The sequence below is a fragment of the Actinoplanes sp. NPDC051346 genome (genome assembly GCF_040682215.1).
In the GTDB taxonomy this organism is placed as follows: domain Bacteria; phylum Actinomycetota; class Actinomycetes; order Mycobacteriales; family Micromonosporaceae; genus Actinoplanes.
This window is the reverse complement of the sequence record NZ_JBFBAJ010000012.1, coordinates 138872-160475: the sequence shown is the minus strand read 5'-3', so window position 1 is coordinate 160475 and position 21604 is coordinate 138872. Positions and strand designations below refer to the sequence as shown.

Here is a 21604-nt window from a genome sequence, read left to right as displayed (position 1 = left end):
CACACAGCGTGAGCCTCCAGGCGCGGTTCGGCCGATCGGAGCATCGATGCCGAGAACCATCACGAACTCGACACGATAGGCTCGAGCGTCAAGAGGAGCCGTGATAACCCGCCCGCCAAAACCAGTCACGCAGTTACCGGATGGTTACTGTTGGTAGGGCGGTGCCGCCACGCCCGACCCGCCGTCACGGGCATCCGGACCGCCGCCGACGACGCCTTACCACCGGCGGATCGCGAATGCGTACGGGGCCTGGCCCGTTGGCCGCACCCGCCAGAGCCTTTCTCTGAGCCCCCGGTCGGAATCGAACCGACGACATCCTGTTTACAAGACAGGTGCTCTGGCCAACTGAGCTACAGGGGCGTGCGCCCCAGCATAGCCGCTGCCCTCCGCGCCGGCGGAAACGCCCAGCCCCCGCCCTGTCCTTGGCAAAACATGAAGAAACCTTTACGGTGGCGAAGCGTGTGTGGCACGCCACACTTGCGGTTCCTCCCACTCGGATCGTCCGGCACGTTCCTGCCGGTGGAAAGGAAGTCGATACCCCATGGCTACGGTCACCTATGACAAAGCCTCCCGGATCTACCCCGGGTCCGACCGTCCCGCCGTCAACGAGTTGAACCTCGAGATCGGCGACGGCGAGTTCCTCGTCCTGGTCGGCCCCTCGGGTTGCGGCAAGTCGACCAGCCTGCGCATGCTCGCCGGCCTCGAGGACGTCGACCGCGGCCGGATCCTCATCGAGGGCAAGGACGTCACCAACCTCCCCCCGAAGTCGCGCGACATCGCGATGGTCTTCCAGAACTACGCGCTCTACCCGCACATGTCGGTGTACGAGAACATGGCGTTCGCCCTGAAGCTGCGGAAGACCCCGAAGTCGGAGATCGACCGTCGGGTCAAGGAGGCCGCCCAGCTGCTCCAGCTCGAGGAGTACCTGTCGCGTAAGCCGAAGGCGCTCTCCGGTGGTCAGCGGCAGCGGGTCGCCATGGGCCGGGCCATCGTCCGCGAGCCGCAGGTGTTCCTCATGGACGAACCGCTGTCGAACCTCGACGCCAAGCTCCGCGTCCAGACCCGTTCGCAGATCGCGACGCTGCAGTCGAAGCTCGGCATCACCACCGTCTACGTGACCCACGACCAGGTCGAGGCCATGACGATGGGCCACCGGGTGGCGGTCATGCTCGACGGCGTGCTGCAGCAGTGCGACACCCCGCGTGCGCTCTACGACACCCCCGGCAACGTCTTCGTCGCCGGCTTCATCGGCTCTCCGGCCATGAACATCAAGACCGTGCCGCTGGTCGAGGCCGGCGCGAACTTCGGCCCGCTGGCCGTGCCGCTGACCCGTGAGCAGATCACCTCCGCGCAGTCCGGCGGCGGCGGCAACATCACCGTCGGCTTCCGGCCCGAGGCCACGGACCTGGTCTCGCCGACCGAGGGCGGGCTGCCGATCGTCGTCGACCTGGTCGAGGACCTGGGCTCGGACGCCAACGTCTACGGCCACGCGGCCCTCGACGGCGGCGCGGAGCGCTTCGTGGTCCGCACCGACCGGCGCGGGATGCCGACCATGGGCGAGACGGTCTTCATCAAGCCGCAGGCCGACCACGTGCACCTTTTCAACGCCAAGACGGGCGAGCGGATCTGAGCTTCTTGAGAAGGGGCGGTTCCCGAAAGGGGCCGTCCCTTCTTCATGACGCGAACGTATGGAGGACGAAGTCCTTCTCGGCGACGCACGCGAGGTATTTCTGGTCCCACGCGCAGGTCGCCGACCGTACGCCGGCAAGCGAGCCGAGCGGCACCGCGGCGTCGCCGACGTGCTCTCCGGACAGGGCCGGATCGTCCGCCGAGGTGGAGAGCGCCTTGGAGAAGAACAGCAGGTTGCCGCCGTCGAGCCGGGCAGCCGCACCGGTACGCGTCCACGCGACGCTCCCGTCGGCGCCGAGGAGACTCACCTGGCCGGGTGACGTGTTCTGGGCGGCGAGCACCGTGTCGCCGACGGGCACCAGTTCGTTCGTTTCCGGCAGGGGACGGGACCACTGCTTGCCGCCCTTGGCCACGTCGATCGCCACCACCTGGGCGGCCTTGGAGTCGTACCCGTTCTTCTGCACGAAACAGACCCGATCGTCGCCGCAGGCGGTGAGGTGCTCCAGCCGGCTGTTGTCCGGCGCGGTATAGGGAACCTCGGGCTCGCCCAGCTTGCCGAGGTCGTAGACGACGATGCGGCGGGTGCTGCCGGACTCGGCCACGATCAGCCGCCCGTCGTGGGCGATGACCTCGTCGCCCGGATCGGCCACGCTGAGCCGCGGCCCGGCCACCCGGTCGCCGGTGCTGGCGTCGAAGACCCGGGCCGAGCGGTCGGCGCCGATCTGCACGAGGCGCTCGTCGTCGTCCATCGGCGCCGCGAACGGCACCCCGCCCGTGGTGGCCGCTCCGGCGAAGTCACCGGAGGTGGTGGCCGTGACGACCTTGGTGGTCGTCTGGCCGTACTCGGACTTGGGATTGTCTTGTTCCCAGGCGACCCGACCCAGGTCGCTGACCTCGAGCCCGACGAGCCGACTTTCGGCCCGATCGACCAGGACCGCGGTATCCCCGGTGAACAGCATGCTGTCGTCGCTCGAGATCCGGCGCTCCCACATCTTGCGCCCATTGACGGGTTCGAGCAGGACCATCCGCCGGTCGTGGGTTTCGGAGTCGGTGGCGCTGATCGCGACGACGGCGCGCGGCAGCGTGAAGAAGAACTCCCAGCGGTCGGCGGCTCCGGCTTCCGTGCTGCTCCACAGCGTCTCGCCGCTGCCCGCCGCGGCCGCGACGACGCCGAGCTGCCCGTTGTCGCCGGCGCTCGCGAAGTAGGCCCGCCCGTCGCGCAGCGCGGCAGCGGAGAAAGCCGAGGTCACCGGCACCGCCGGCTTGACCCGCCGCGGCTCGCTGAGCGGCTGGTAATCCAGCGCGGAATAGCCCGGCCAGAACAGCGCGACGACGGTCGCGGCCACCCCCAGCACGACGACGGTCGCGGCCGCGACAATCCAAAGACCTTTTCTCCGGTACGGCGGAAGCACCGGTTCCGGCGGCGGCTGAGCCGACGCAAGCCACGGTTCGCCGGGCGGCGGGACGGGAGTAGGGGCAGCAGGGGTAGGCACACCCGTCGTCGACAGCGCGAAGGAACCACCGTGGCCGGCGGCGAGCGCTGCCGCCTCTCCGATGGCCCAAGGGTCGACGGGCTCGGCGTAACTCGGCTCCCCCGCACCAAACGACCCAGCCGCCGCCGACCCGCCCGGCGACGCCCCACCCGGCGACAAACCGGCCGCAGCGGCCGGCGGGCGGCCGGCATCGGACGAGACGGCGACAGACGCGCGCGGGCCGGAGCCGGAGCCGGAGCCGGAGTCGGAGTCGGAAGGGCCCGCGTCGGAGCCAGGGCCGGGCTCGGACGGACCGGCGCCGGGCTCGGAGTCAAGGCCGGGCGGGCCGGCGTCGGAGTCGGCGGGCGGCCCAGCGGAAGCCGAGAAACCGGCAACCTCGGTGTGCACCGCGTCATGCGCCGGCCCGGCCTGCACCACTGTGTCCGGCATCGGCTCGACCGGAGCCGCCCGCAGCGCCTCGGGCGCGGTCTCGGTCCCCGGCTCGCCCCCGGCCAGCATCGCCCCCTCGGCCACGGGAAGCTCGGGCTGCTCCAGCACCGTCGGCGCGACACCGAGCTCACTGTGCAGCAACCGCGCCACCAACGGCACCCGCGACGACCCGCCGACCAGGAACAGACCCGCCAGGTCCGCCGGGCTCAGACCCGCGGCCTTGATCACCACGCCGGCCTCGGCCACGCCGCGGCGCACCAGCGGAGCCGTCACCAGCTCCAGCTCGTCGCGGGTGAGGTGGACGGCATGCTCCAGGCCCGGGACCGCTACCGGAGCCTGCACCGCCCGCGAGAGCATCTCCTTCGCTCCGCGTACGTCGTCCCAGAAGTGGCGCCGGGCCCGCCACTGGGCCAGGGTGGCCGGCTCGCGCAGGGCCTCCCAGGCGTCGGGCTCGGTCGTCGCCAGGTCCATGCCGAGGTGGTCGACCAGGGCCGCGTCGATGTCCAGGCCGCCGAGGTCGTCCAGCCCGCCGGAGGCGACCACCTCGAACCGGCTCCGGCCGTCCGGCGCGGCGATGTGACGCACCACGGCGATGTCCAGCGTGCCGCCGCCGAAGTCGAAGACGGCCAGGGCCGCACCGACCGGCACCGGGCGTCGCAGCACCTCGGCGAAGTAGCGGGCGGCCGCGACCGGCTCCGGGACGAGTGGGGTCTCCGGCGGCCAGCCGGCCCGCGCGAGTGCGCGGGTCAGCACCTCGCGGCGGGCCGTGCCCCAGGCCGCGGGATAGGTCACCACCGCCGGCGGCAGGAACCCGGCGGCGGCCACCGCCTCCCGCGCGATCGCCTCGAGCAGGGCCGCGAGCAGATCGGACACGGGCACCTCGGCGCCGCCGAGCAGGACGCTTTCCGCGTCGACGTGCCGTTTCGGGTTGGGCTCGAGCCGGGCCGGTTCCGCATATCCGAGCCGCACCGCGTCGTGGCCCACGTGCAGGCGTCCGGTGGTGTCGCGGTAGACAGCGGAGGGCAGAAGCGGCTGGCCGTCGAAGAGCAGCGGCCGCACCCGCCCATCGGGCCAGCGCAGCATGGCGACCGTGTGGGACGTGCCCAGGTCAACACCGAGCATGTGCTGCCCTTCCACCGACGGCCGACTCGGCCCGCCACGTTACAGGGCGGACCCGTCCACCCGAAGCCGCGGCAGGCGTCGTCGCGCCGCGGCTTCGGCGGGTTTTCGGCAGGTCAGCCGTACGTGCGGCGGCGGGCGACCTCGGCGAGGGTCACCGCGGCGGCGACGCTGGCGTTCAGGGATTCCACCGTGGAGACCATCGGGATGCTGACCCGCATGTCGCACGTCTCGCCGACCAGGCGGGAGAGGCCCCGCCCTTCCGAGCCCACCACGACGATCAGCGGGCCGACCGCCGCCTCGAGCTGGTAGAGGTCCGTCTCGCCGTCCGCGTCAAGGCCGATCGCGGTGAATCCGGCCTGCTGGGCGGCCTTGATGGCCCGGGTCAGGTTGACCACCTGGGAGACCGGCACGCGGGCGGCGGCACCGGCGCTGGTGCGCCAGGCGGTGGCCGTGATGCCCGCGGCGCGGCGCTCGGGCATGAAGACGCCGTGCGCTCCGAAGGCGGCGACCGAGCGGATCACCGCGCCCAGATTGCGGGGGTCGGTCACCCCGTCCAGGGCCACCAGCAGCGGCGCGGTCTGCTCCATCGCCGCGGCGACGAGGTCGTCGAAGTTCTCGTACGCGAATGGCGGCACCTGCAGGCCGACGCCCTGGTGCAGCACGCCGCCGGTCATCCGGTCGAGTTCGTTGCGGCTGATTTCCAGGATCGGAATGCCCCGGTCGCCGGCCGTCCGCACGATCTCGGAGACCCGGTCGTCGATGTCGATGCCCTGCGCCACGTAGAGCGCGGTGGACGGGACGAGGGCACGCAGCGCCTCGACCACGGGGTTGCGGCCGAGCAGCAGCTCGGGCCCTTCCTTGGTCGGGTTGGAGCGCCGGCCCGGCGCGATCCGCGGGCCGCGGCTCTGCATCCGGCCGCCGCGCTGGGGTGCCGGGCGCCCGGTGCCGCGGCCACCGCCGCGACCCCAGGTGGTGTCCTTGGTGCCCGGAATGCCGATCTTGGGGGCCCGCCCCTCGGCCGCCGCGGCACGCCGCTCCTTGTCCTGCTTGCGGGCCGTCTTCTCGGGCAGCTTCTCGGTGCCGGAGTAGCCCTTGTGCCACGGCCTCTCGTCGGCGGGCAGGGTCTTGCCGCGGCCCTTGAGGCTGGCCCGGTTCTTGCCGCCGGAGCCGGCCGAGGCGCCCTTCTTCGACGTGACGCGCTTGCTCGCGTTACGGGAGTTTCCTGGCATCAGTGCTGCTCTCCTACCGTCCAGCGCGGCCCGGTCGGAGTGTCCTCCACCTGAATTCCCGCGTTCTTGAGCTGGTCGCGGACCGAGTCGGCCGCCGCCCAGTCCTTGCGTGTGCGTGCCTGCGCGCGCTGCTCCAGCGCGAGCGCGACCAGTGAGTCGACGACCGGCTTGAGGTCGCCGCCGGCCGTCGTGGTGCCCCAGGCCTCGTCGAGCGGGTCGAGCCCGAGCAGGCCGAGCATGGAGCGCACCTCGGTCAGCGCGGCACGGACGCCGGTCTCGTCGGCCGCCGCCAGCGCGGTGTTGCCGTCACGGATCGTGTCGTGCACGACCGCGAGCGCCGCCGAGGTGTTGAGGTCGTCGTTCATCGCCGCGGCGAAGGCCGGGGGGACCTCCTTGGGGCGGCCGGGGCCGACCACCTCGACGGCCCGCTGCACGAAGCCCTCGATCCGCTTGTACGCCGTGGCGGCCTCGCGCAGCGCGTCATCGGAGTAGTCGATGCGCGAGCGGTAGTGCGGCACGCCGAGGTAGTAGCGCAGCTCGACCGGGCGGATGCCCATGGCGCGCACGGCCTCGACGTCGATGACGTTCCCCAGCGACTTGCTCATCTTGGCCTCGCCGAGGTTGAGCAACGCGTGGTGCACCCAGTAGCGGGCGAACGGCAGGCCGGCCGCGCGCGACTGGGCGACCTCGTTCTCGTGGTGCGGGAATGTCAGGTCCAGCCCGCCGCCGTGGATGTCGAACTCGTCGCCGAGGTAGCGCCGGGCCATCGCGGAGCACTCGATGTGCCAGCCCGGGCGGCCCCGGCCCCACGGCGACGGCCAGGAGGCGTCGTCGGGCTCGTCCGCCTTGACGCCCTTCCAGAGCGCGAAGTCACCGGCGTGCCGCTTGCACCGGTCCGGGTTCTTGTCGCTCACGCGCATGTCCTCGGGCTTCTGCCCGGAGAGCGCACCGTAATCGGCATAGCTGGGGACATCGAAGTAGACGTCGCCGTTCGCCTCGGACGACTCGTAGGCATGGCCGCGCTCGATCAGCGTGCCGATGATCTCGTGCATCTCCGGGATGTGCCCGGTGGCGAGCGGCTCGTAGGTCGGCGGCAGCACGTTGAGCGCGCGGTAGTCGGCGTCGAGGATGACCTTGTTCGCGTACGCGATGGCCCAGAACGGCCGTCCCGTCTCCAGCGACTTTTCCAGGATCTTGTCGTCGACGTCGGTGAGATTGCGGATGAAAGTGACGTCGTGGCCGGTATGGGTCAGCCAGCGCCGCAAAACGTCGTAGTTGATGCCGCTGCGCAGGTGGCCGATGTGCGGCACGGACTGCACCGTGAGGCCGCAGAGGTAGATGCCGACCTGTCCGGGCGTCTTCGGGACGAAGTCCCGGACGGATCGGGTCGTGGTGTCATGCAGCCTCAGCGTCACCGTACAAGGGTACCGACCCTGAGAAGTTGATAACCGCCCCGTCCGAGTGCCCGGCCGGAGCGGTTATCCACAACCTTGTCCACAGGTACGGGCTCAGCGCCCGCCGACCGCCTTGTATGCGTCGACGATGCCGTGACCGTAGAAGCTGTTGAAGTCCTTATCCCCGTCGCAGTACGCGTCGAACTCCGCGGCGTAGCCCTCGTTCGCGTAGCTGCGCAGACGCGGCTCCGGGCAGGCGGTCTTCTGGGCCGTGCGGTAGAGCCGGGCCTCGACCAGCTTCGGGTTCATCTTCAGGCCGCCGCGCCACCAGTCGCGGTGGCCGTACCTGCTGACGATCAGCGCCGCGACACCCGCCGCGTGCGGCGAAGCCATCGACGTGCCCGCCAGGAAGGTGTAGTAGCCGCACTTCCCGTCCTGGGTGCACTCCTTGAAGACGTTCGGGCTGGTCGGGTTGCCGTCCGCGTCGACCGTCCCCTTCTCCTGCAAGACCTTCAGCGGGTACGTGGACAGGATGTTGTTCGCCGCGTTGTTGTACTGCGGCGTACCGAAGAAGTCCTTGGTGAAGCCGCCCGGCGCGGAGACGCCGATCTGCTCGGTGCCGTAGTTGGAGTAGTGCGACTTCGACGTCGACGGGCCGATCGCCGAGACGCCGATCACGTGCGGGCCCTCGGCCGGCAGCGAGAAGCAGGTCTTGTTGTCGAGCGGCCGCTCGTACGGCGTGCCGCCGTAGTCCGGGCTGGTCGTGTCGACCTGCGGGTCGTTGAGGTTGTCGTGCTGGTTGCCCAGAGCGCCCACCAGCGTGACCCCACGGCTGTGCGCGTAGTTCAGCGCCCGCTTCATGCCCGTGATGATCGCCTGCTGCTCGGCCTGCGCCTCGGGGGAGTCCGCCGCGTTGGCCTTGCAGTTGTAGAGCCACGGGTCGACGTAGAACGACATGTTGACCACGTCAAGGCCGGCGTCGCCCGCGTACGTGAGGGCGTTGACGACCGGGGCGAGGAAGAAGTAGCCGGAGTCCTGGCCACCCTTGAGCTCGACCAGCGTGACGTTCGGCGCGACGCCGGAGAGCCCGGTGCCGTTGGCCGCGGCGGCGATCGTGCCGGCCACGTGGGTGCCGTGCCCGCCGTCGTCGGTGCCGACCGGGTCGAGGCAGCTCTCCACCTCGCAGGGCCCGTCGACGTCCACCAGGTCGGGGGCGAAGTTGCGGGAGAGCTTGGTGCTGAAGTTGGGCGCGAGATCCGGGTTGGACGCGTCGATGCCGGTGTCCAGGACGCCGACGGTGACGCCGCGCTCGCCCTTCTCGATGGTCCGGGCCTTGTCGGCCTTGACCATCTTGAGGCCCCACAGCTTGTCGTCGAGCGGGTCCGGGGTGGTCGCACCGTGCGGGCCGCGGCCACGCAGCGCCTCGGTGACCGGCTGCTCGACGGCCGGCGAGACCTTGGGCGAACGCCCGATGGCCTTGTTGGCCGAGGCGCCGATCAGGGCGTCGGCGCGCGCGGCGCGGGTCTTGAAGTCGGCGGCGGACGAGGTGACCTTGTATGTGCCGACCGCCGTGTTGCTCGCGACGACCGTGCCGCCGGCGGCGGTGATCGCGGCGATCGCGTCGGCGGTCGAGACGTCGTCATCGGCGACGACGGTGTATTCGGTGGTGGCGGTAGCGGCCGCCGGCGTGGTGGGCAGGCCGACAAGGAGGGCGGCGAGGCTCGTCGCGGTGACGACGGCCCCGGCCGTCAGACGTCTTCTCATCCCCGCATTCCATCGAAGAAGACGATCATCCACAAGGGTTGACAGCGTCGTTCTGCCAACGATCGGTCACGGGCGGGTCATCCGAAGGACATCCAGCGCCGCATCCAGCTCCTCCTCGGACAGTGTGCCGTTGGCGACATGTCCGCGTTCGATGACGACTGCCCGGATGGTCTTGTCTTCCTTCAGCGCCTGCTTGGCGATCGCGGCGGCCTCGTCATAGCCGAGGTGGCGGTTCAGCGGCGTGACGATCGACGGCGAACCCTCCGCGTACGCCCGCGTGACGGCCTCGTCGGCCTCCAGACCCGCGACGCAGCGGTCGGCCAGCATCCGCGCGGACGCGGCCAGCAACTTGATCGACTCGAGCACGTTACGGGCCATCACCGGCAGCATGACGTTGAGCTCGAAGTCGCCCTGCGTGCCGGCGAACGCCACCGCCGCGTCGTTGCCGATGACCTGCGCGACCACCTGACGCACCGACTCCGGCACGACCGGGTTCACCTTGCCCGGCATGATCGACGACCCGGGCTGCAGGTCCGGCAGGCGCAGCTCACGCAGCCCGGCCCGGGGCCCCGACCCCATCCAGCGGATGTCGTTGACGATCTTGTAAAGGCTGACCGCGACGACCCGCAGCTGCCCGGAGGCCTCCACCAGGCCGTCCCGCGCTCCCTGCGCCTCGAAGTGGTTACCGGCCTCGGTCAGCGGCAACCCCGTCGACTCCCGCAGCCGCTCGATCACCGCGGCGGCGAACCCCGGCGGCGTGTTGACGCCCGTTCCCACGGCGGTGCCGCCCAGCGGCAGCTCGGCCAGGCGGGGCAGGGCGGCGGTGAGCCGGTCGATGCCGTGGCGCACCTGGGCCGCGTACCCGGAGAACTCTTGACCCAGGGTGACCGGAGTCGCGTCCATGAGGTGCGTGCGGCCCGACTTGACGACCTCCGCCCACTCCGAGGACTTGGCGCTGAGCGCCTCCGCGAGATGCTCCAGCGCCGGAATAAGGTCGCCGGTGACCGCCTCGGTCGCGGCGAGATGGATCGAGGACGGGAAGACGTCGTTGCTCGACTGCGAGGCGTTGACGTGGTCGTTGGGGTGCACCGGCCGACCCAGCTCCCGCGAGGCCAGCGTCGCGATCACCTCGTTGGTGTTCATGTTGGACGACGTGCCGGAACCGGTCTGGAAGACGTCGATCGGGAACTGGTCGTCGTATCCGCCGTCCGCGACGTGCGCCGCGGCGGTCGCGATGGCCTTGGCCAGATCGTCGTCCAGCACCCCCAGCGCGGCGTTGGCCTGGGCGGCCGCACCCTTGATCCGGGCCAGCGCCCGGATGTGCGCGGGCTCCAGCCCCCGCCCGGAGATCGGGAAGTTCTCCACCGCCCGCTGCGTCTGCGCCCGCCACAGGGCATCGGCCGGCACCCGGACCTCACCCATCGTGTCGCGCTCGATCCGGAAACCGCTCTCGTCAGTCGTCGTCACGGTCTCCATCCTGCCCCCGCGACGGGCCGCACGCAGTTGATCCGCGTCACTGACCGACAGCCGTTCACGTGCCACAGGGATGACACCGGTTGGACGGCACCCGAAGCCGGAAGTATCGTCCCGAGGGTTTGCAACCCCTCACGAACGGGATCTTCGTCATGCGACGCACCCTTTTCGCCGCGGCCCTCTGCGGCCTCCTGCTCGCCGGAGCCGGCTGCGGCAGCACCAGCGACGCGGACGGTTCCCAGACGTCCTCAGTGGCCACTCCCACGACCGCGCCACCCACGGCCGCCACGACTGCGCCGCCTGACTACTCGGCGGACACCAAGAAGGTCTGTGCCCGGCTCGAGAAGATCTTCGACGCCGACCTGGAGAATTTCGGGGCCGAGCTCGGCAAGATGATCGCGTACAAGGAGGCCAAGCAGGCCGACAACGCGAAGACGGCGCAGCAGGCCGCGAGCAAGAAGCTCAAGGGCGTCAGCGCACAGGTGCGCAAGGAGACCACGGCGGCTCAGGACCCGGAGCTCAAGGAAGCGGGAGCGTCCACGGCCGCCCGGCTCGCCAAGAGCGCCTCGGACACCAGGTTCTTCGACGGCATCAAGGCCGAGAAGGACCTGGACAAGATTCTCCAGAACGCCATGACCAACTGGCTCACCCCGGTCGCCGGCCGCTGCGCCTGAGGCTCAGCACGGCCGGAAGCCGTCCGCCCGCACTGCGCGGGCGGGCCTTCTAGACGCCCTTGCCGATCTGCAGGACGCTCTTCGGGCGGGTCACCTCGGCGAAGAAGTCGTTGCCCTTGTCGTCCACGACGATGAAGGCCGGGAAGTCCTCCACCTCGATCTTCCACACCGCCTCCATGCCGAGCTCCGGATACTCGAGCACCTCGACGTGCCGGATGCAGTCCTGGGCGAGGCGCGCCGCCGGGCCGCCGATCGAGCCGAGGTAGAAGCCGCCGTGGCTCTGGCAGGCCTCGGTCACCTGGCCGGAGCGGTTGCCCTTCGCCAGCATCACCAGGGAGCCGCCCGCGGCCTGGAACTTCTCCACGTACGCGTCCATCCGGCCGGCCGTGGTCGGGCCGAACGAGCCGGACGCGTAGCCCTCCGGCGTCTTGGCCGGACCGGCGTAATAGACCGCGTGATCGCGCAGGTACTGCGGCATCGGTTCGCCCGCGTCGAGGCGCTCGGCGATCTTCGCGTGTGCGATGTCGCGGGCCACCACCAGCGGGCCGGTCAGCGACAGGCGGGTCTTCACGGGGTACTTGGCGAGCTGGGCCCGGATGGCGTCCATCGGCTGGTTGAGGTCCACCCGGACGACCTCGTCGGTCTCCAGCGTCTCGTCGGTCACGTCCGGCAGATAGCGGGCCGGGTCCGGCTCGAGCCGCTCCAGCCAGACCCCGGACGGAGTGATCTTGCCGAGCGCCTGCCGGTCGGCCGAGCAGGAGACCGCGATCGCGACCGGGCAGGAGGCGCCGTGCCGGGGCAGGCGGACCACCCGTACGTCATGGCAGAAGTAGCGCCCGCCGAACTGCGCGCCGATGCCGAAGTCGCGGGTCAGCTCGAGGACCGCGGCCTCCAGCTCGACGTCGCGGAAGCCGTGGCCGGACATCGAGCCCTCGCGCGGCAGATTGTCCAGGTATTTCGCGCTGGCCAGCTTGGCGGTCTTGAGCGCGTGCTCGCCGCTGGTGCCGCCGATCACCACCGCCAGATGGTACGGCGGACAGGCCGACGTACCGATCAACCGCAACTTCTCGTCCAGGAACGCCATCAGCCGCGCCGGGTTCAGCAGCGCCTTGGTCTCCTGGTAGAGGTACGACTTGTTGGCCGAACCGCCGCCCTTGGCCATGAACAGGAACTTGTACGCGTCCGGCTGCCCGCCCGGGTCCTCCGCGTACAGCTCGATCTGCGCCGGCAGGTTGGACCCGGTGTTCTTCTCGTCCCACATGGTCAGCGGGGCGAGCTGCGAATACCGCAGGTTGAGGCGGGTGTACGCCTGGTAGACGCCGAGCGCGATCGCCTCCTCGTCGGCGCCGTCGGTCAGCACGTGCCGGCCGCGCTTGCCCATCACGATCGCCGTACCCGTGTCCTGGCACATCGGTAGCACGCCGCCGGCGGCGATGTTGGCGTTGCGCAGCAGGTCGAGCGCGACGAACCGGTCGTTGGCCGAGGCCTTGGGGTCGTCGATGATGGCCCGCAGCTGGGCGAGGTGCGCCGGGCGCAGGAAGTGCGCGATGTCGTGCATCGCCTCGGCGGTCAGGTGCGTGAGCACGCCGGGGTCGACGGTGAGGAACCGCCGGCCGCCGGGACCGTTGACCACGTCCACGCCCTCGTCCGAGAGCAGTCGGTACTCGGTGGTGTCCTCGCCGGTCGGCAACAGCGGCGAGTACGAGAAAGCGGCGGCTCTGCTCATGACGGGCAAGCCTAGGCCAGCGCATGCCGGCTGTGCGAACCAGCGGGGTCATGCCCACATACCGGTTAGATCACTGTGCGGCGGACGACCCGTACGGAAGGTATGCCATGTCGCGTCCGGAGACCAGGATCAGACCGCCGGGTCCGGCGGCGAAGACCGTCGCGTCCGTGCGTGCCTCGGTCAGGACCTTTCCGGTACGCGGGCTGAGTGCGACGATCCGGGCCGGTTTCTTCTCCGTGATGATCGCCGCGTACGGAGTGAGTGCGGCCGTCGCCCCCGCGCCGAGGTCGCGGCGCCACACCACGGACCCACCGCTGAAGGAGCGCGCGCTGAGCGTCTTCTTGTCAGCGGAACGGACCAGTGCGTAGGCGTTGTCGACGGCGAGCACGCTCTGCCCCTCCTGGCCCCGCCACAGGTTGCGGCCGTCGTGCGCGGCGATCAACTCCTGCCGCCCGGTGGGATCGACGCCGAGCACCACGTCCGAGCCGCCGGCCGGGTCCCGCCCCTGCTTGCAGCCGGATCCTTCGGCCGTGCGCAGGTTGAGCCCGTCGCGCTGCCACACCGGCCGGCCCGAGGGCGGGTCGTGGGCGATGACGTCGTAGTAGCAGGTGCCGTCACGGCCCTCGCCGGTCACGGTCAGCACCCGGCTGCCGACGACGGCGACCCGCTGGTCCCGCCCGGGCGTACGGGTCTGGGCGACCCGGCCCTGCGCGGTGTCGATGATCTGCACCTTGCCGTCGCCGGGAAGCCCGATGAGGTGGGGCAGCGGCACGGGTCCACCGGCCCGCGCGTCGACCCGCTCGGCGGCGAGCGGCTGGGTGTCGGGCAGATCCGGGTTCGACGCGTTGAGCACGAAGCCGATGCCGGGCGTGGCGACGGTCCACAACGGCTTGCTGCCGCGCGGCTCCCAGGCGCTGAGCTCGCATTCCCCGGCCTCCGGGCAGCGCAGATCGAGGATCGCGTCGGCGTACGTCCAGACGGCCGTGGCGGCGGTGTCCGTGCGCCGGACCGCGCCGGTGGCGGGATCGAGGACCTCGTAACCCTTGGTCAGCAGCCGGCCGACCACGACGACGGCCTCGGAGTCGGCGCCGGCCAGCCCGGCCCAGTCGGCGTCGGACTTCCACAGGCGCACGCCGGCGGTGAGCCCGTACGCCTCGACCGACGTGCGGTATTCGACGATGGCCGTGCCGCCGGTGATCGTGACGCTCTCCGGTGAGCCGCCGATCGCCGTCTGCCAGGTCGCGACGCCCTCGGCGATCGGCTCGGTCTGGGCGATCCACGACCACAGCCGCGGGAACGGGTTCCACACGCCGGTGGTGGCCAGGACGATGACGGCGACGACACCCACGAACGCGATGCTCTTGAGGTTCGGACCGCCGGAAGCCACGCCGACACGGTAACGAGATCAACAGGGCGCGATGGCCAGCCCGATAAGACCGTGTCGATGCCTTATATCCCGCTGGCTGCCCGGACCAGCGGTGTCGTCCGGTATGGCACCTGCTCGGCCAGCGCGATGATGGTCGACGCCCGCATGATCCCCTCGTACGCCAGCACGTTGTCGATCACGCGCTGCAGGTCGGCGTTCGAGCGGGCCACGATGCGGCACAGCAGGTCGCCGCTGCCGGTGATCGTGTGCGCCTCGAGAACCTCCGGAATTTCCGCGAGGTGCTCGGTGACCGCGGTGTGGCCGTACCGCTGGGAGATCTCCAGGGTCACGAAGCTCATCACGCCGTAGCCGATCGCGGCCGGCGAGACGTCCGGGCCGAACCCGCGGATGGCGCCGCGGGCGATCAGCTTGTCCAGCCGGGCCTGCACCGTGCCCCGGGCCACGGCCAGACGGCGGGACAGCTCCAGGACGCCGATGCGCGGCTCCTCGGCGAGCAACGCGAGCATCCGGCCGTCCAGGGCATCGAGGTGGACATCTTGCACAGTCATGATGCGTTCAGACCCTACCGAATGCGCAGCCCGGCCATCGGATATCCCAAGGCGTCGTGCGGGATCAGGAGCGGCGCGGAAACCTGTAACACTGTCCTCGTGACCGAAGCGAGAGACGCCGCGCCACCGCCGGGCTACGCGCCGCCCCTACCCGCGCCCGGATGGCGGCCGCTGCCCGTGCCGCTGAGCCCGGACGGCCGCCCGCTCGCGGACTTCGGCACGCGGATTCTCGCGTACATGATCGACGTGGCGATCCTCTCGCTCGTCGCGATGGTTCTCTTCCTTCCGCCGATGTTCTGGCTCGTCTTCAGCAGGTTTTCCGAGGTCGCCGCGCAGAGCGATCCGTTCGCGCGGAGCGACGCCGACGTGTTCGGCGAGATCTTCCTGCCGCTTCTGCTGCTGGAGCTCGGCTTCTTCGCGTTCCTGCTGGTCGCCTACTACGTCTACTACGTCGAGATGATGTTCCGCAGCGGTCAGACGCTGGGCAAGAAGCTGATGAAGGCGCGGGTGGTGCCGCTCGAGCCGGGCGCGACGCTCACCCGGGGCATGGCCGCCAAGCGCTATCTCGTCGAGTGCGTCGCGGGTTCCCTGGTGCCGTTCCTCGGCCTTCTCGACGGGTTCTGGCAGCTCTGGGACAAGCCCTACCAACAGACCCTGCACGACAAGGCCGCCAAGACCATCGTGATAAAGGTTGCGCCATGAGTTCGCTACCCGCCGGTTGGTACAAGGACCCGGCCGACCCCTCGACCCAGCGGTGGTGGGACGGCGAGGGCTGGCTGGGCGCGGCGATCCCGGCGGACCAGGTGCCGCCGCAGGGCCCCCCTCCCGCCGAGGAGCCCGCGCAGCAGCCCGAGCCGGCTTCCCCGTCCGACGCACCCCCCACTCCACCTGGCGCTCCCGCGATCCAACCCGGCTACCCGGCACCCCCTCCCGGCTGGCAACCACCCCCGGGCTACCCGGCGCCCCCGCCCGGCTGGCAACCACCGCCCGGCTACCCGGCGCCCCCGCCCGGCTGGCAACCGCCGCCCGGCTGGCAGCCGCCTCCGGGTCTGATGTACCCCTACCCGGTGCAGGCGCGACCGCACGGCATGGCCCTGGCCGGACTCGGCCGCCGGCTGGTCGCGCGCCTCGTCGACATCGCCGCCGTGCTGCTCCTCAACGTGCTGGTGAACGGCTGGCTCGCCTACCAGTGGTGGCGCGAGTTCGAACCGGTGCTCCGCGCCGCCATGGCCAACCCGACGGCGACGCCGGAGCCCGCCTCGCCCCGGTCCACCACCATCCTGCTGACCATGCTGTTCGTGGCGACCGCGCTGTGGTTCGCCTACGAGGTCCCGGCGCTCGCCAACAGCGGCCAGACCCTCGGCAAGCGGCTGCTCGGCGTCAAGGTGGTCAAGCTCGAGGACAACACCGCGCTCGGCTTCGGCCGGGCCATGCGGCGCTGGGGACGGCTCGGCGTCTGGACACCGCTGTGGTACTGCGGCATAGGGTTCCTGGCCCAGTTCGTCCTCTCCCTGTCGGTGCTCTTCGACCAGAAACTGCACCAGGCCCTGTACGACAAGTCGGCCGGCACCGTCGTGGTGTCCGCGCCGCCCGGCACCACCCCGAACTCCGTCCCGGCCAAGCCGGAGAACGCTGACGATTCCACCGGAGGAGAACGATGACCAGGCTGACCCGCGCCGACCTGGACGCACTGCCCGTGTACGTGCCCGGGCGCAACGTCGCCGACGTGGCCCGAGAGCTCGGCATCGCCGAGGCGATCAAGCTGGCCAGCAACGAGGTGCCGTACGGCCCGCTGCCCGGCGTGCCCGAGGCGGTCGCGGCGGCGGTCACCCAGTCGCACCGCTACCCGGACATGGGCGTGGTGCAGCTCCGCGACCGGCTCGCCGAGCGGTACGGCGTCAGCCCCGACCGCGTCGTCACGGGCTGCGGCTCGGTCGCGCTCGCCGAGCACCTGGCGAAGGCCACCTGCCTGCCCGGCGACGAGATCGTTTACTCATGGCGCTCCTTCGAGGCGTACCCGATCATCTCCGCCGGGGTGGGCGCGACCAGCGTGCGCGTCCCCAACACGCCCGAGCACGGGCACGACCTGTCGGCGATGGCCGATGCGATCACCGACCGGACCCGGCTGGTGATCGTCTGCAACCCGAACAACCCGACCGGCACCAGCGTGCGCCGGGCCGAGCTGGACCGCTTCCTCGACACCGTGCCGAGCGACGTCCTCGTCGTGCTGGACGAGGCCTACCGCGAGTTCGTCACCGACGACGAGATCCCGGACGGGCTCGTCGCGTACGGTGACCGGCCCAATGTGGTCGTGCTGCGCACGCTGAGCAAGGCCTGGGGCCTCGCCGGCCTGCGCGTGGGCTTCCTCGTGGCGCAGCCCGACGTGGCGGTCGCCATCCGCAAGGTGCTGACCCCGTTCTCGACGAGCCTGGTCGCCCAGGCGGCCGCGCTGGCCGCCCTGGACGCCGAGGACGAGGTGAAGCGGCGCTGCGCCATCGTCATCTCCGAGCGGGAGCGGGTCACCGAGGCGCTGCGCAAGCTGCTGCCCGAGGTGCCGTCGAGCCAGTCGAACTTCGTCTGGCTGCCCCTGGGCGACCAGGCGGCGGCCTTCGGCGCCGCCTGCGAGCAGCGCGGGGTCATCGTCCGTCCGTTCCAGGGCGACGGCGTGCGCGTCACCATCGGTACGCCGGAGGAGAACGACGCGTTCCTCGCGGCCGCCGAAACGGCCCTCTGACCCCCGCACCGTTCCCCCGCCGGAGCGAGCCCGGAAAGTCGGCGAACCGGACACGCCGTGCGCCGCCACCCGGATCCGCCGGGGCGGCGCAAGGATGGGAAAGGGGAGCACGAGAAGGGGGAACGGTGTGACGACGCGCGCGACCGAGCTGCTGCGGGTGGTGCACGCCCGGCCCGGCGTCACCCGGGCCGATGCCGCCCGGCTGATCGGCGTCGGCACCGGCGCGACCACCGAGCTCGTCGGGCGGCTGGGCCAGGCCGAGCTGCTCGCGGAGGGTCCGGCGGCGCCGAGCGGCGCCCGCGGCCGGCCCACGACCGCGCTCATCCCGCACCCGCGCGGCCCGCTGATCGCGGCCGCGTCCATCACTCACGAGGCCTGGCGTGCCGACGTCGTCGAGCTCGGCGGCGGCATCCTGGCCACCGTGGGCGAGGCTCTGAACGGCCGTGGCGGCAACGAGGTCGTCGCGGCGATCGGTACGGCGGTGGCCGAGTTGCGCCGCCGGTTCGCCGGCCGGATCCGCGGCATCGGCATCGCCGTCCCGGGCACCGTCTCCCGCGATCTCATGCTCGACGCCAGCAACCTCGGCTGGCACGACGTCGACCTCGCGGCGGCCTGGCCCGGCGCTGACCTCTTCGTGGCGGGCAACGACGCGACGCTGGCCGCCTCGGCCGAGTCACATCGCGGGGTGGCGGTCGGCGCGTCGGTCGCCCTGCACCTGCGGATCGAGGCCGGGCTGGGCGGCGCCGTGGTCAACGGCGGCCAGGTCCTCGTCGGCGCCCTCGGCGCGGCCGGGGAATTCGGGCACATGCCGTTCGGCGACTCGGCGGTCGCCTGCCCGTGCGGCGCCCGCGGCTGCTGGGGCACGGCCGTCGCCGGTTCGGCCCTGGCCCGCCTCCTGGGCCACGAGCAGCCCCGCGACCCGGTCTCGTACGCCCGCCGCGTCATCGCCGCCCCGGGCGCGGAATCGGCGGCCGCGACGGCGACCGTGGCGGCTGCCCTGGGCCGGGGCATCGCGGGGCTGGTCAACGGCCTCGATCCGGACCTGGTGACGCTGGGCGGCCTCGGCGTGGACCTGCTGGCCGCGGCCCCGGACCGGATCGAAGAGGCGTACCGGGCGGGCCTGATGGGCTTCCGCCGCGCGGCGCCCCCACCGGTGCTGGCGGCGGCGCTCGGCGACGACGGCCCGCTGGCGGGTGCGGCCGAGGAGGCGTGGACGGCTCTGCTAGCCAACCTCGGCTAGACCGCAGCCATGATCTCGGGTTCGAAGGTGTAGTAGTGATCGTGCTCGTCCGGGTCGGCACTCGCGCCCGGACGCAGCCGTTCGATCGCCACGACGGAGTCGGTCACCTGCCACAGGTGCGGCTTCCACGGCTCGACCCGCTCGTTGTCCGTGTACGCCGTGAACCGCGCGAGCTGCGCCCCGCTCCGCGCGTCCAGGGTCACCAGCTCGAGCTCCGCGGCGAGCAGCACAACCTTGTCCGCCCGTACGCCGAGGATCTGAGCGTTTCCCTGCCAGCTCCACGACGCCGCGCCGGAGGCGGTGACCACGCCGCCCGAGTTGGTGAGCACGAGCCCGCCCGTGGCGCTGGCGCCGGGCTGGTCGAGGGCGGCGGCGCGTTCCGGGCGGTGACCGCCGACGAGCCAGCCCTGGCCCGAGGCGTCTCTCAGCCCGCCGCACGCCGACCGGGCCACATCGCAGCCGACGGGCGTCGACGGGCCCTTCGGCCAGCCGGGCACCGCCGCGCCGGAGACGACGTCCCAGGCGCCTTCCCCACAGACGAAGCGCCCACCTACGGTGACGAAGGAGCCGCCTGCGCAGCCCGAAGGCAGGGGGGCGGTCCACCGCCGGGTCCCGTCCGCGGCCGACCAGGCGAGCAGCTCGCGCCCGGCGACGACCAGGACGCTGGCGCCCGCGACATGCATTCCCGGCGGCGCCCACACCGGCTCGGCGCCGGTGCGTCCGGCGAATCCCGGACCGGCGGGCCCGGTGGCACGCCATGCGACCGTGCCGGTAAGCGCGTCGAGCGCCACCAGTTCCCCGTCAGTCCACCGGGTCACCACCGTGGTGCCGACAGCCACCACTCCGCTGACCTGCGCCGGCCACCGCCGGTATGACCATCGGGGGGTGAGCATCGTGCGTGCGTCGACCGGGCCGTCGGCCTTCACGAGGCGCTTGCCGGCGTACACCCGGATTCGGCCGTTGACGATCAGCGGCGCCATCATGGCCTTGCCCGTGATACCCGGGGGCCGGACGACGGCCATCGGGTAGGGCTCGGTGGCGGGCTCGATCACCTCGGCGGGTCCCAGCACCCGCCAGCCGATCAGGGCCGCGGCGGCGAGCACGACGACCGCGGCGAGGGCGCGCGGTAAGTTCCGGGTCACCCCCGGGACCCTAATTCAGCCGGGAAACAACCTAGGCGACGGCCGCGAGGTCGTCGAGGTCGCGGCGCAGGGCGCCCTCGACCGTACGCGCGGCCAGCCCGCCGAAGACCAGCGCGAGGAACCGGCCGGCCGGGGCGGTCGGTGCCCCGTCCTGGACCACGGTGACCGTGGTGGCCCCGCGGTGCCGCCCCTCGACGACCGGGTCGAACGTGTAGGTCATCCGGTAGTCGGCGCCTATCCCGGGCGACGCCACCACGAACCGCTCGGGAACCACGCACTCCCGAACCCGGAACTCCTCGGTGATCTCTCCGCCGTCGACCATGGTGCGGGTCTCCCGCCACACCGTCCCGGCGCCGAACGGGCCGGTGGTCAGCAGCTCGACGCGGGTGACCGTGGACAGCCATTCGCAGCGCTGGGGAAGGTTGGTGAAGACCCCCCACACCTCGACGACCGGCGCTTCGACCAGCCGTGTCACCGCGATCGTGGACATAGCGTGACCTCCCGCGTACACGGTACGGGGAGTTGCGACCCGAGGACAGACAGTTTCAGTTCCCGATCAGGGGGTCCGGGGTCAGCCATCTCCGCTGTTGATCAGGCCAAGCCGGATCAGCTCCGTCAGCGGCTCCAACACGTTGCCCGCGCCGAAGCCGACCCACAGCGGCCGGGCCTCGTCGCGCCGCACCCGGGCCGGCTCGACGAGCGGCAACGGATGCGTCGCCGCCAGCACCTCGGCCACATCGGCCACCTCTCCGCCATCGACCGCGAGCGCGGAGGCGACCAGCACGTTGAGGAAGCCGTGATGGGTGAAGCCGGTCTCCGGGTCGGTGTGCCGCAGCGCGTGCCGCAACCCGGCGGCGAGCTTGAAAGGCAGGTCCCGATCGCGGCACGCGCAGATCACCGCGGCCAGCTCCACCGGCGTCGGGAACAGCTCGGCCGCCAACCCGCCGACCCGGAACTTCGGGTAGATCGCCACCCCTTCGGCGCGCGCGGCGGCGACGGTGTCGAGGGCGGCGAGCAGGCCCCAGCTCAGCGGAATCTCGGCGTACACCCGCAGGTCCGGCTCCCGGGTGGCAAGCTCGCGCAGCGCGCCCAGACCGGGCTGCGGATCCTCACCCCGACGGGCCACGAGCGCCTCGGCCTGCGCCACCGAGGCGCCGGCGGCGCGCAGCTTGGCGATGGCGACGGGCAGCGCGGCGATCGCCGCGTCATTGACAACGGCCACCGAAAGCCCCTGCGGCGACACTTCAAGATCAACAAATGACGCGGGTACGAGCAGAGCACCAACGAGTGGGGCATAGCCGGCGGCGCAGTGCTTGCGATGGGCCGCCACGGACTCGATGACGCCACCCATAGCCGGCGGCAACATGGACGCGTCGTCCACGAGCGCGGCGAACAGGGGTGGCACCAGGGTTGACACGATTATTGAACCTAATGGACTCCGCGAGAGCCGGACAACACCGTGTGCCGAGAAGGCGGGGAACCCCCGTGGCTCCCCGCCTCCGGCGTTCTGGTCACCCGGCGGCGTCACCGTCCACACCGGGCAACCAGCCGTCACGCTAGGTCAGTTAAATTGATTTATCAATAGGTTTCACTGGACCGGGCGGTATTGACTTCCGTCCC

At 71.4% G+C, this 21604-nt stretch carries 17 protein-coding genes and 1 tRNA gene; 6 read left to right on the top strand and 12 right to left on the bottom strand.

Translation table 11 applies throughout. The features are described 5' to 3' along the window. Positions 1–286 precede the first annotated feature (286 nt). Positions 287–360 (bottom strand) — tRNA-Thr (locus AB0M36_RS27525). Positions 361–541: 181 nt separating this feature from the next. On the opposite strand from AB0M36_RS27525, the gene ugpC reads away from it, so the two are divergent. Next, on the top strand, positions 542–1630 hold the full coding sequence (ugpC, locus tag AB0M36_RS27520; RefSeq protein ID WP_364162757.1) for a sn-glycerol-3-phosphate ABC transporter ATP-binding protein UgpC: 1089 nt from the start codon (positions 542–544) through the stop codon (positions 1628–1630). Between the two features lie 43 nt (positions 1631–1673). Here the strand turns inward: ugpC and AB0M36_RS27515 are convergent, their stop codons facing one another. The 5 genes from AB0M36_RS27515 to AB0M36_RS27495 form a co-directional block, all read right to left on the bottom strand. Then, positions 1674–4673, bottom strand: coding sequence for an Hsp70 family protein (locus tag AB0M36_RS27515; RefSeq protein ID WP_364162755.1), 3000 nt, complete (start codon positions 4671–4673; stop codon positions 1674–1676). Between the two features lie 113 nt (positions 4674–4786). Next, positions 4787–5902, bottom strand: coding sequence for a 23S rRNA (guanosine(2251)-2'-O)-methyltransferase RlmB (rlmB, locus tag AB0M36_RS27510; RefSeq protein ID WP_364162752.1), 1116 nt, complete (start codon positions 5900–5902; stop codon positions 4787–4789). Next, positions 5902–7317 (bottom strand): cysteine--tRNA ligase, encoded by a 1416-nt coding sequence (gene cysS / locus AB0M36_RS27505; protein ID WP_364162749.1) that lies wholly within the window; start codon positions 7315–7317, stop codon positions 5902–5904. Before cysS ends, rlmB begins: the two co-directional genes overlap by 1 nt. Positions 7318–7410: 93 nt before the next feature. Then, on the bottom strand, positions 7411–9060 hold the full coding sequence (locus AB0M36_RS27500) for a S8 family serine peptidase (RefSeq protein ID WP_364162747.1): 1650 nt from the start codon (positions 9058–9060) through the stop codon (positions 7411–7413). Between the two features lie 66 nt (positions 9061–9126). Continuing rightward, a complete protein-coding gene (locus AB0M36_RS27495) occupies positions 9127–10536 on the bottom strand; it encodes a class II fumarate hydratase (RefSeq protein WP_364162744.1) in 1410 nt (469 codons plus the stop codon). A 149-nt stretch (positions 10537–10685) separates the two neighbouring features. On the opposite strand from AB0M36_RS27495, the gene AB0M36_RS27490 reads away from it, so the two are divergent. Continuing rightward, on the top strand, positions 10686–11207 hold the full coding sequence (locus tag AB0M36_RS27490; protein WP_364162741.1) for a hypothetical protein: 522 nt from the start codon (positions 10686–10688) through the stop codon (positions 11205–11207). Positions 11208–11256: 49 nt separating this feature from the next. On the opposite strand, the gene AB0M36_RS27485 is transcribed toward AB0M36_RS27490, so the two are convergent. The 3 genes from AB0M36_RS27485 to AB0M36_RS27475 form a co-directional block, all read right to left on the bottom strand. Next, positions 11257–12933, bottom strand: a complete 1677-nt coding sequence (locus AB0M36_RS27485; RefSeq protein WP_364162738.1) for a fumarate hydratase — start codon at positions 12931–12933, stop codon at positions 11257–11259. A 70-nt stretch (positions 12934–13003) separates the two neighbouring features. Beyond that, positions 13004–14320 (bottom strand): hypothetical protein, encoded by a 1317-nt coding sequence (locus AB0M36_RS27480; RefSeq protein ID WP_364162735.1) that lies wholly within the window; start codon positions 14318–14320, stop codon positions 13004–13006. A gap of 62 nt (positions 14321–14382) precedes the next feature. Continuing rightward, complete coding sequence (locus tag AB0M36_RS27475) at positions 14383–14868, bottom strand: Lrp/AsnC family transcriptional regulator (RefSeq protein ID WP_364162732.1); 486 nt, start codon at positions 14866–14868, stop codon at positions 14383–14385. A gap of 99 nt (positions 14869–14967) precedes the next feature. Between AB0M36_RS27475 and AB0M36_RS27470 the strand changes: the two genes are divergently transcribed. The 4 genes from AB0M36_RS27470 (at position 14968) to AB0M36_RS27455 (ending at position 18842) form a co-directional block, all read left to right on the top strand. Then, the gene (locus tag AB0M36_RS27470; RefSeq protein ID WP_364162730.1) at positions 14968–15570 is read left to right on the top strand and encodes an RDD family protein; all 603 of its coding nucleotides are present in this window, start codon (positions 14968–14970) and stop codon (positions 15568–15570) included. Further along, entirely contained in the window at positions 15567–16529 is a 963-nt protein-coding gene (locus tag AB0M36_RS27465) for an RDD family protein (protein WP_364162728.1), read from the top strand. The genes AB0M36_RS27470 and AB0M36_RS27465 overlap by 4 nt, the downstream gene beginning before the upstream one ends. After that, positions 16526–17602, top strand: a complete 1077-nt coding sequence (gene hisC / locus AB0M36_RS27460; protein ID WP_364162725.1) for a histidinol-phosphate transaminase — start codon at positions 16526–16528, stop codon at positions 17600–17602. The genes AB0M36_RS27465 and hisC overlap by 4 nt, the downstream gene beginning before the upstream one ends. Positions 17603–17729: 127 nt before the next feature. Beyond that, a complete protein-coding gene (locus AB0M36_RS27455; RefSeq protein WP_364162722.1) occupies positions 17730–18842 on the top strand; it encodes an ROK family protein in 1113 nt (370 codons plus the stop codon). Here the strand turns inward: AB0M36_RS27455 and AB0M36_RS27450 are convergent. The 3 genes from AB0M36_RS27450 to AB0M36_RS27440 all read right to left on the bottom strand — a co-directional run bounded on the left by AB0M36_RS27450 (position 18839) and on the right by AB0M36_RS27440 (position 21401). Then, positions 18839–19984, bottom strand: coding sequence for a PQQ-binding-like beta-propeller repeat protein (locus AB0M36_RS27450; protein ID WP_364162720.1), 1146 nt, complete (start codon positions 19982–19984; stop codon positions 18839–18841). The two genes, AB0M36_RS27455 and AB0M36_RS27450, sit on opposite strands and share 4 nt — an antisense overlap. A 31-nt stretch (positions 19985–20015) precedes the next feature. Next, positions 20016–20474: an SRPBCC family protein gene (locus AB0M36_RS27445; protein ID WP_364162717.1), complete on the bottom strand. Its 459-nt coding sequence runs from the start codon at positions 20472–20474 to the stop codon at positions 20016–20018. An 81-nt stretch (positions 20475–20555) separates the two neighbouring features. Then, positions 20556–21401, bottom strand: coding sequence for a hypothetical protein (locus tag AB0M36_RS27440; RefSeq protein ID WP_364162714.1), 846 nt, complete (start codon positions 21399–21401; stop codon positions 20556–20558). Positions 21402–21604 lie beyond the last annotated feature (203 nt).

Bases quoted from the DNA above. Each gene is read 5' to 3' on its own strand.
- ugpC (WP_364162757.1), top strand. From the start codon at position 542: ATGGCTACGGTCACCTATGACAAAGCCTCCCGGATCTACCCCGGGTCC.
- AB0M36_RS27515 (WP_364162755.1), bottom strand. From the start codon at position 4,673: ATGCTCGGTGTTGACCTGGGCACGTCCCACACGGTCGCCATGCTGCGC.
- rlmB (WP_364162752.1), bottom strand. From the start codon at position 5,902: ATGCCAGGAAACTCCCGTAACGCGAGCAAGCGCGTCACGTCGAAGAAG.
- AB0M36_RS27500 (WP_364162747.1), bottom strand. From the start codon at position 9,060: ATGAGAAGACGTCTGACGGCCGGGGCCGTCGTCACCGCGACGAGCCTC.
- AB0M36_RS27495 (WP_364162744.1), bottom strand. From the start codon at position 10,536: ATGGAGACCGTGACGACGACTGACGAGAGCGGTTTCCGGATCGAGCGC.
- AB0M36_RS27490 (WP_364162741.1), top strand. From the start codon at position 10,686: ATGCGACGCACCCTTTTCGCCGCGGCCCTCTGCGGCCTCCTGCTCGCC.
- AB0M36_RS27485 (WP_364162738.1), bottom strand. From the start codon at position 12,933: ATGAGCAGAGCCGCCGCTTTCTCGTACTCGCCGCTGTTGCCGACCGGC.
- AB0M36_RS27475 (WP_364162732.1), bottom strand. From the start codon at position 14,868: ATGACTGTGCAAGATGTCCACCTCGATGCCCTGGACGGCCGGATGCTC.
- AB0M36_RS27465 (WP_364162728.1), top strand. From the start codon at position 15,567: ATGAGTTCGCTACCCGCCGGTTGGTACAAGGACCCGGCCGACCCCTCG.
- hisC (WP_364162725.1), top strand. From the start codon at position 16,526: ATGACCAGGCTGACCCGCGCCGACCTGGACGCACTGCCCGTGTACGTG.
- AB0M36_RS27445 (WP_364162717.1), bottom strand. From the start codon at position 20,474: ATGTCCACGATCGCGGTGACACGGCTGGTCGAAGCGCCGGTCGTCGAG.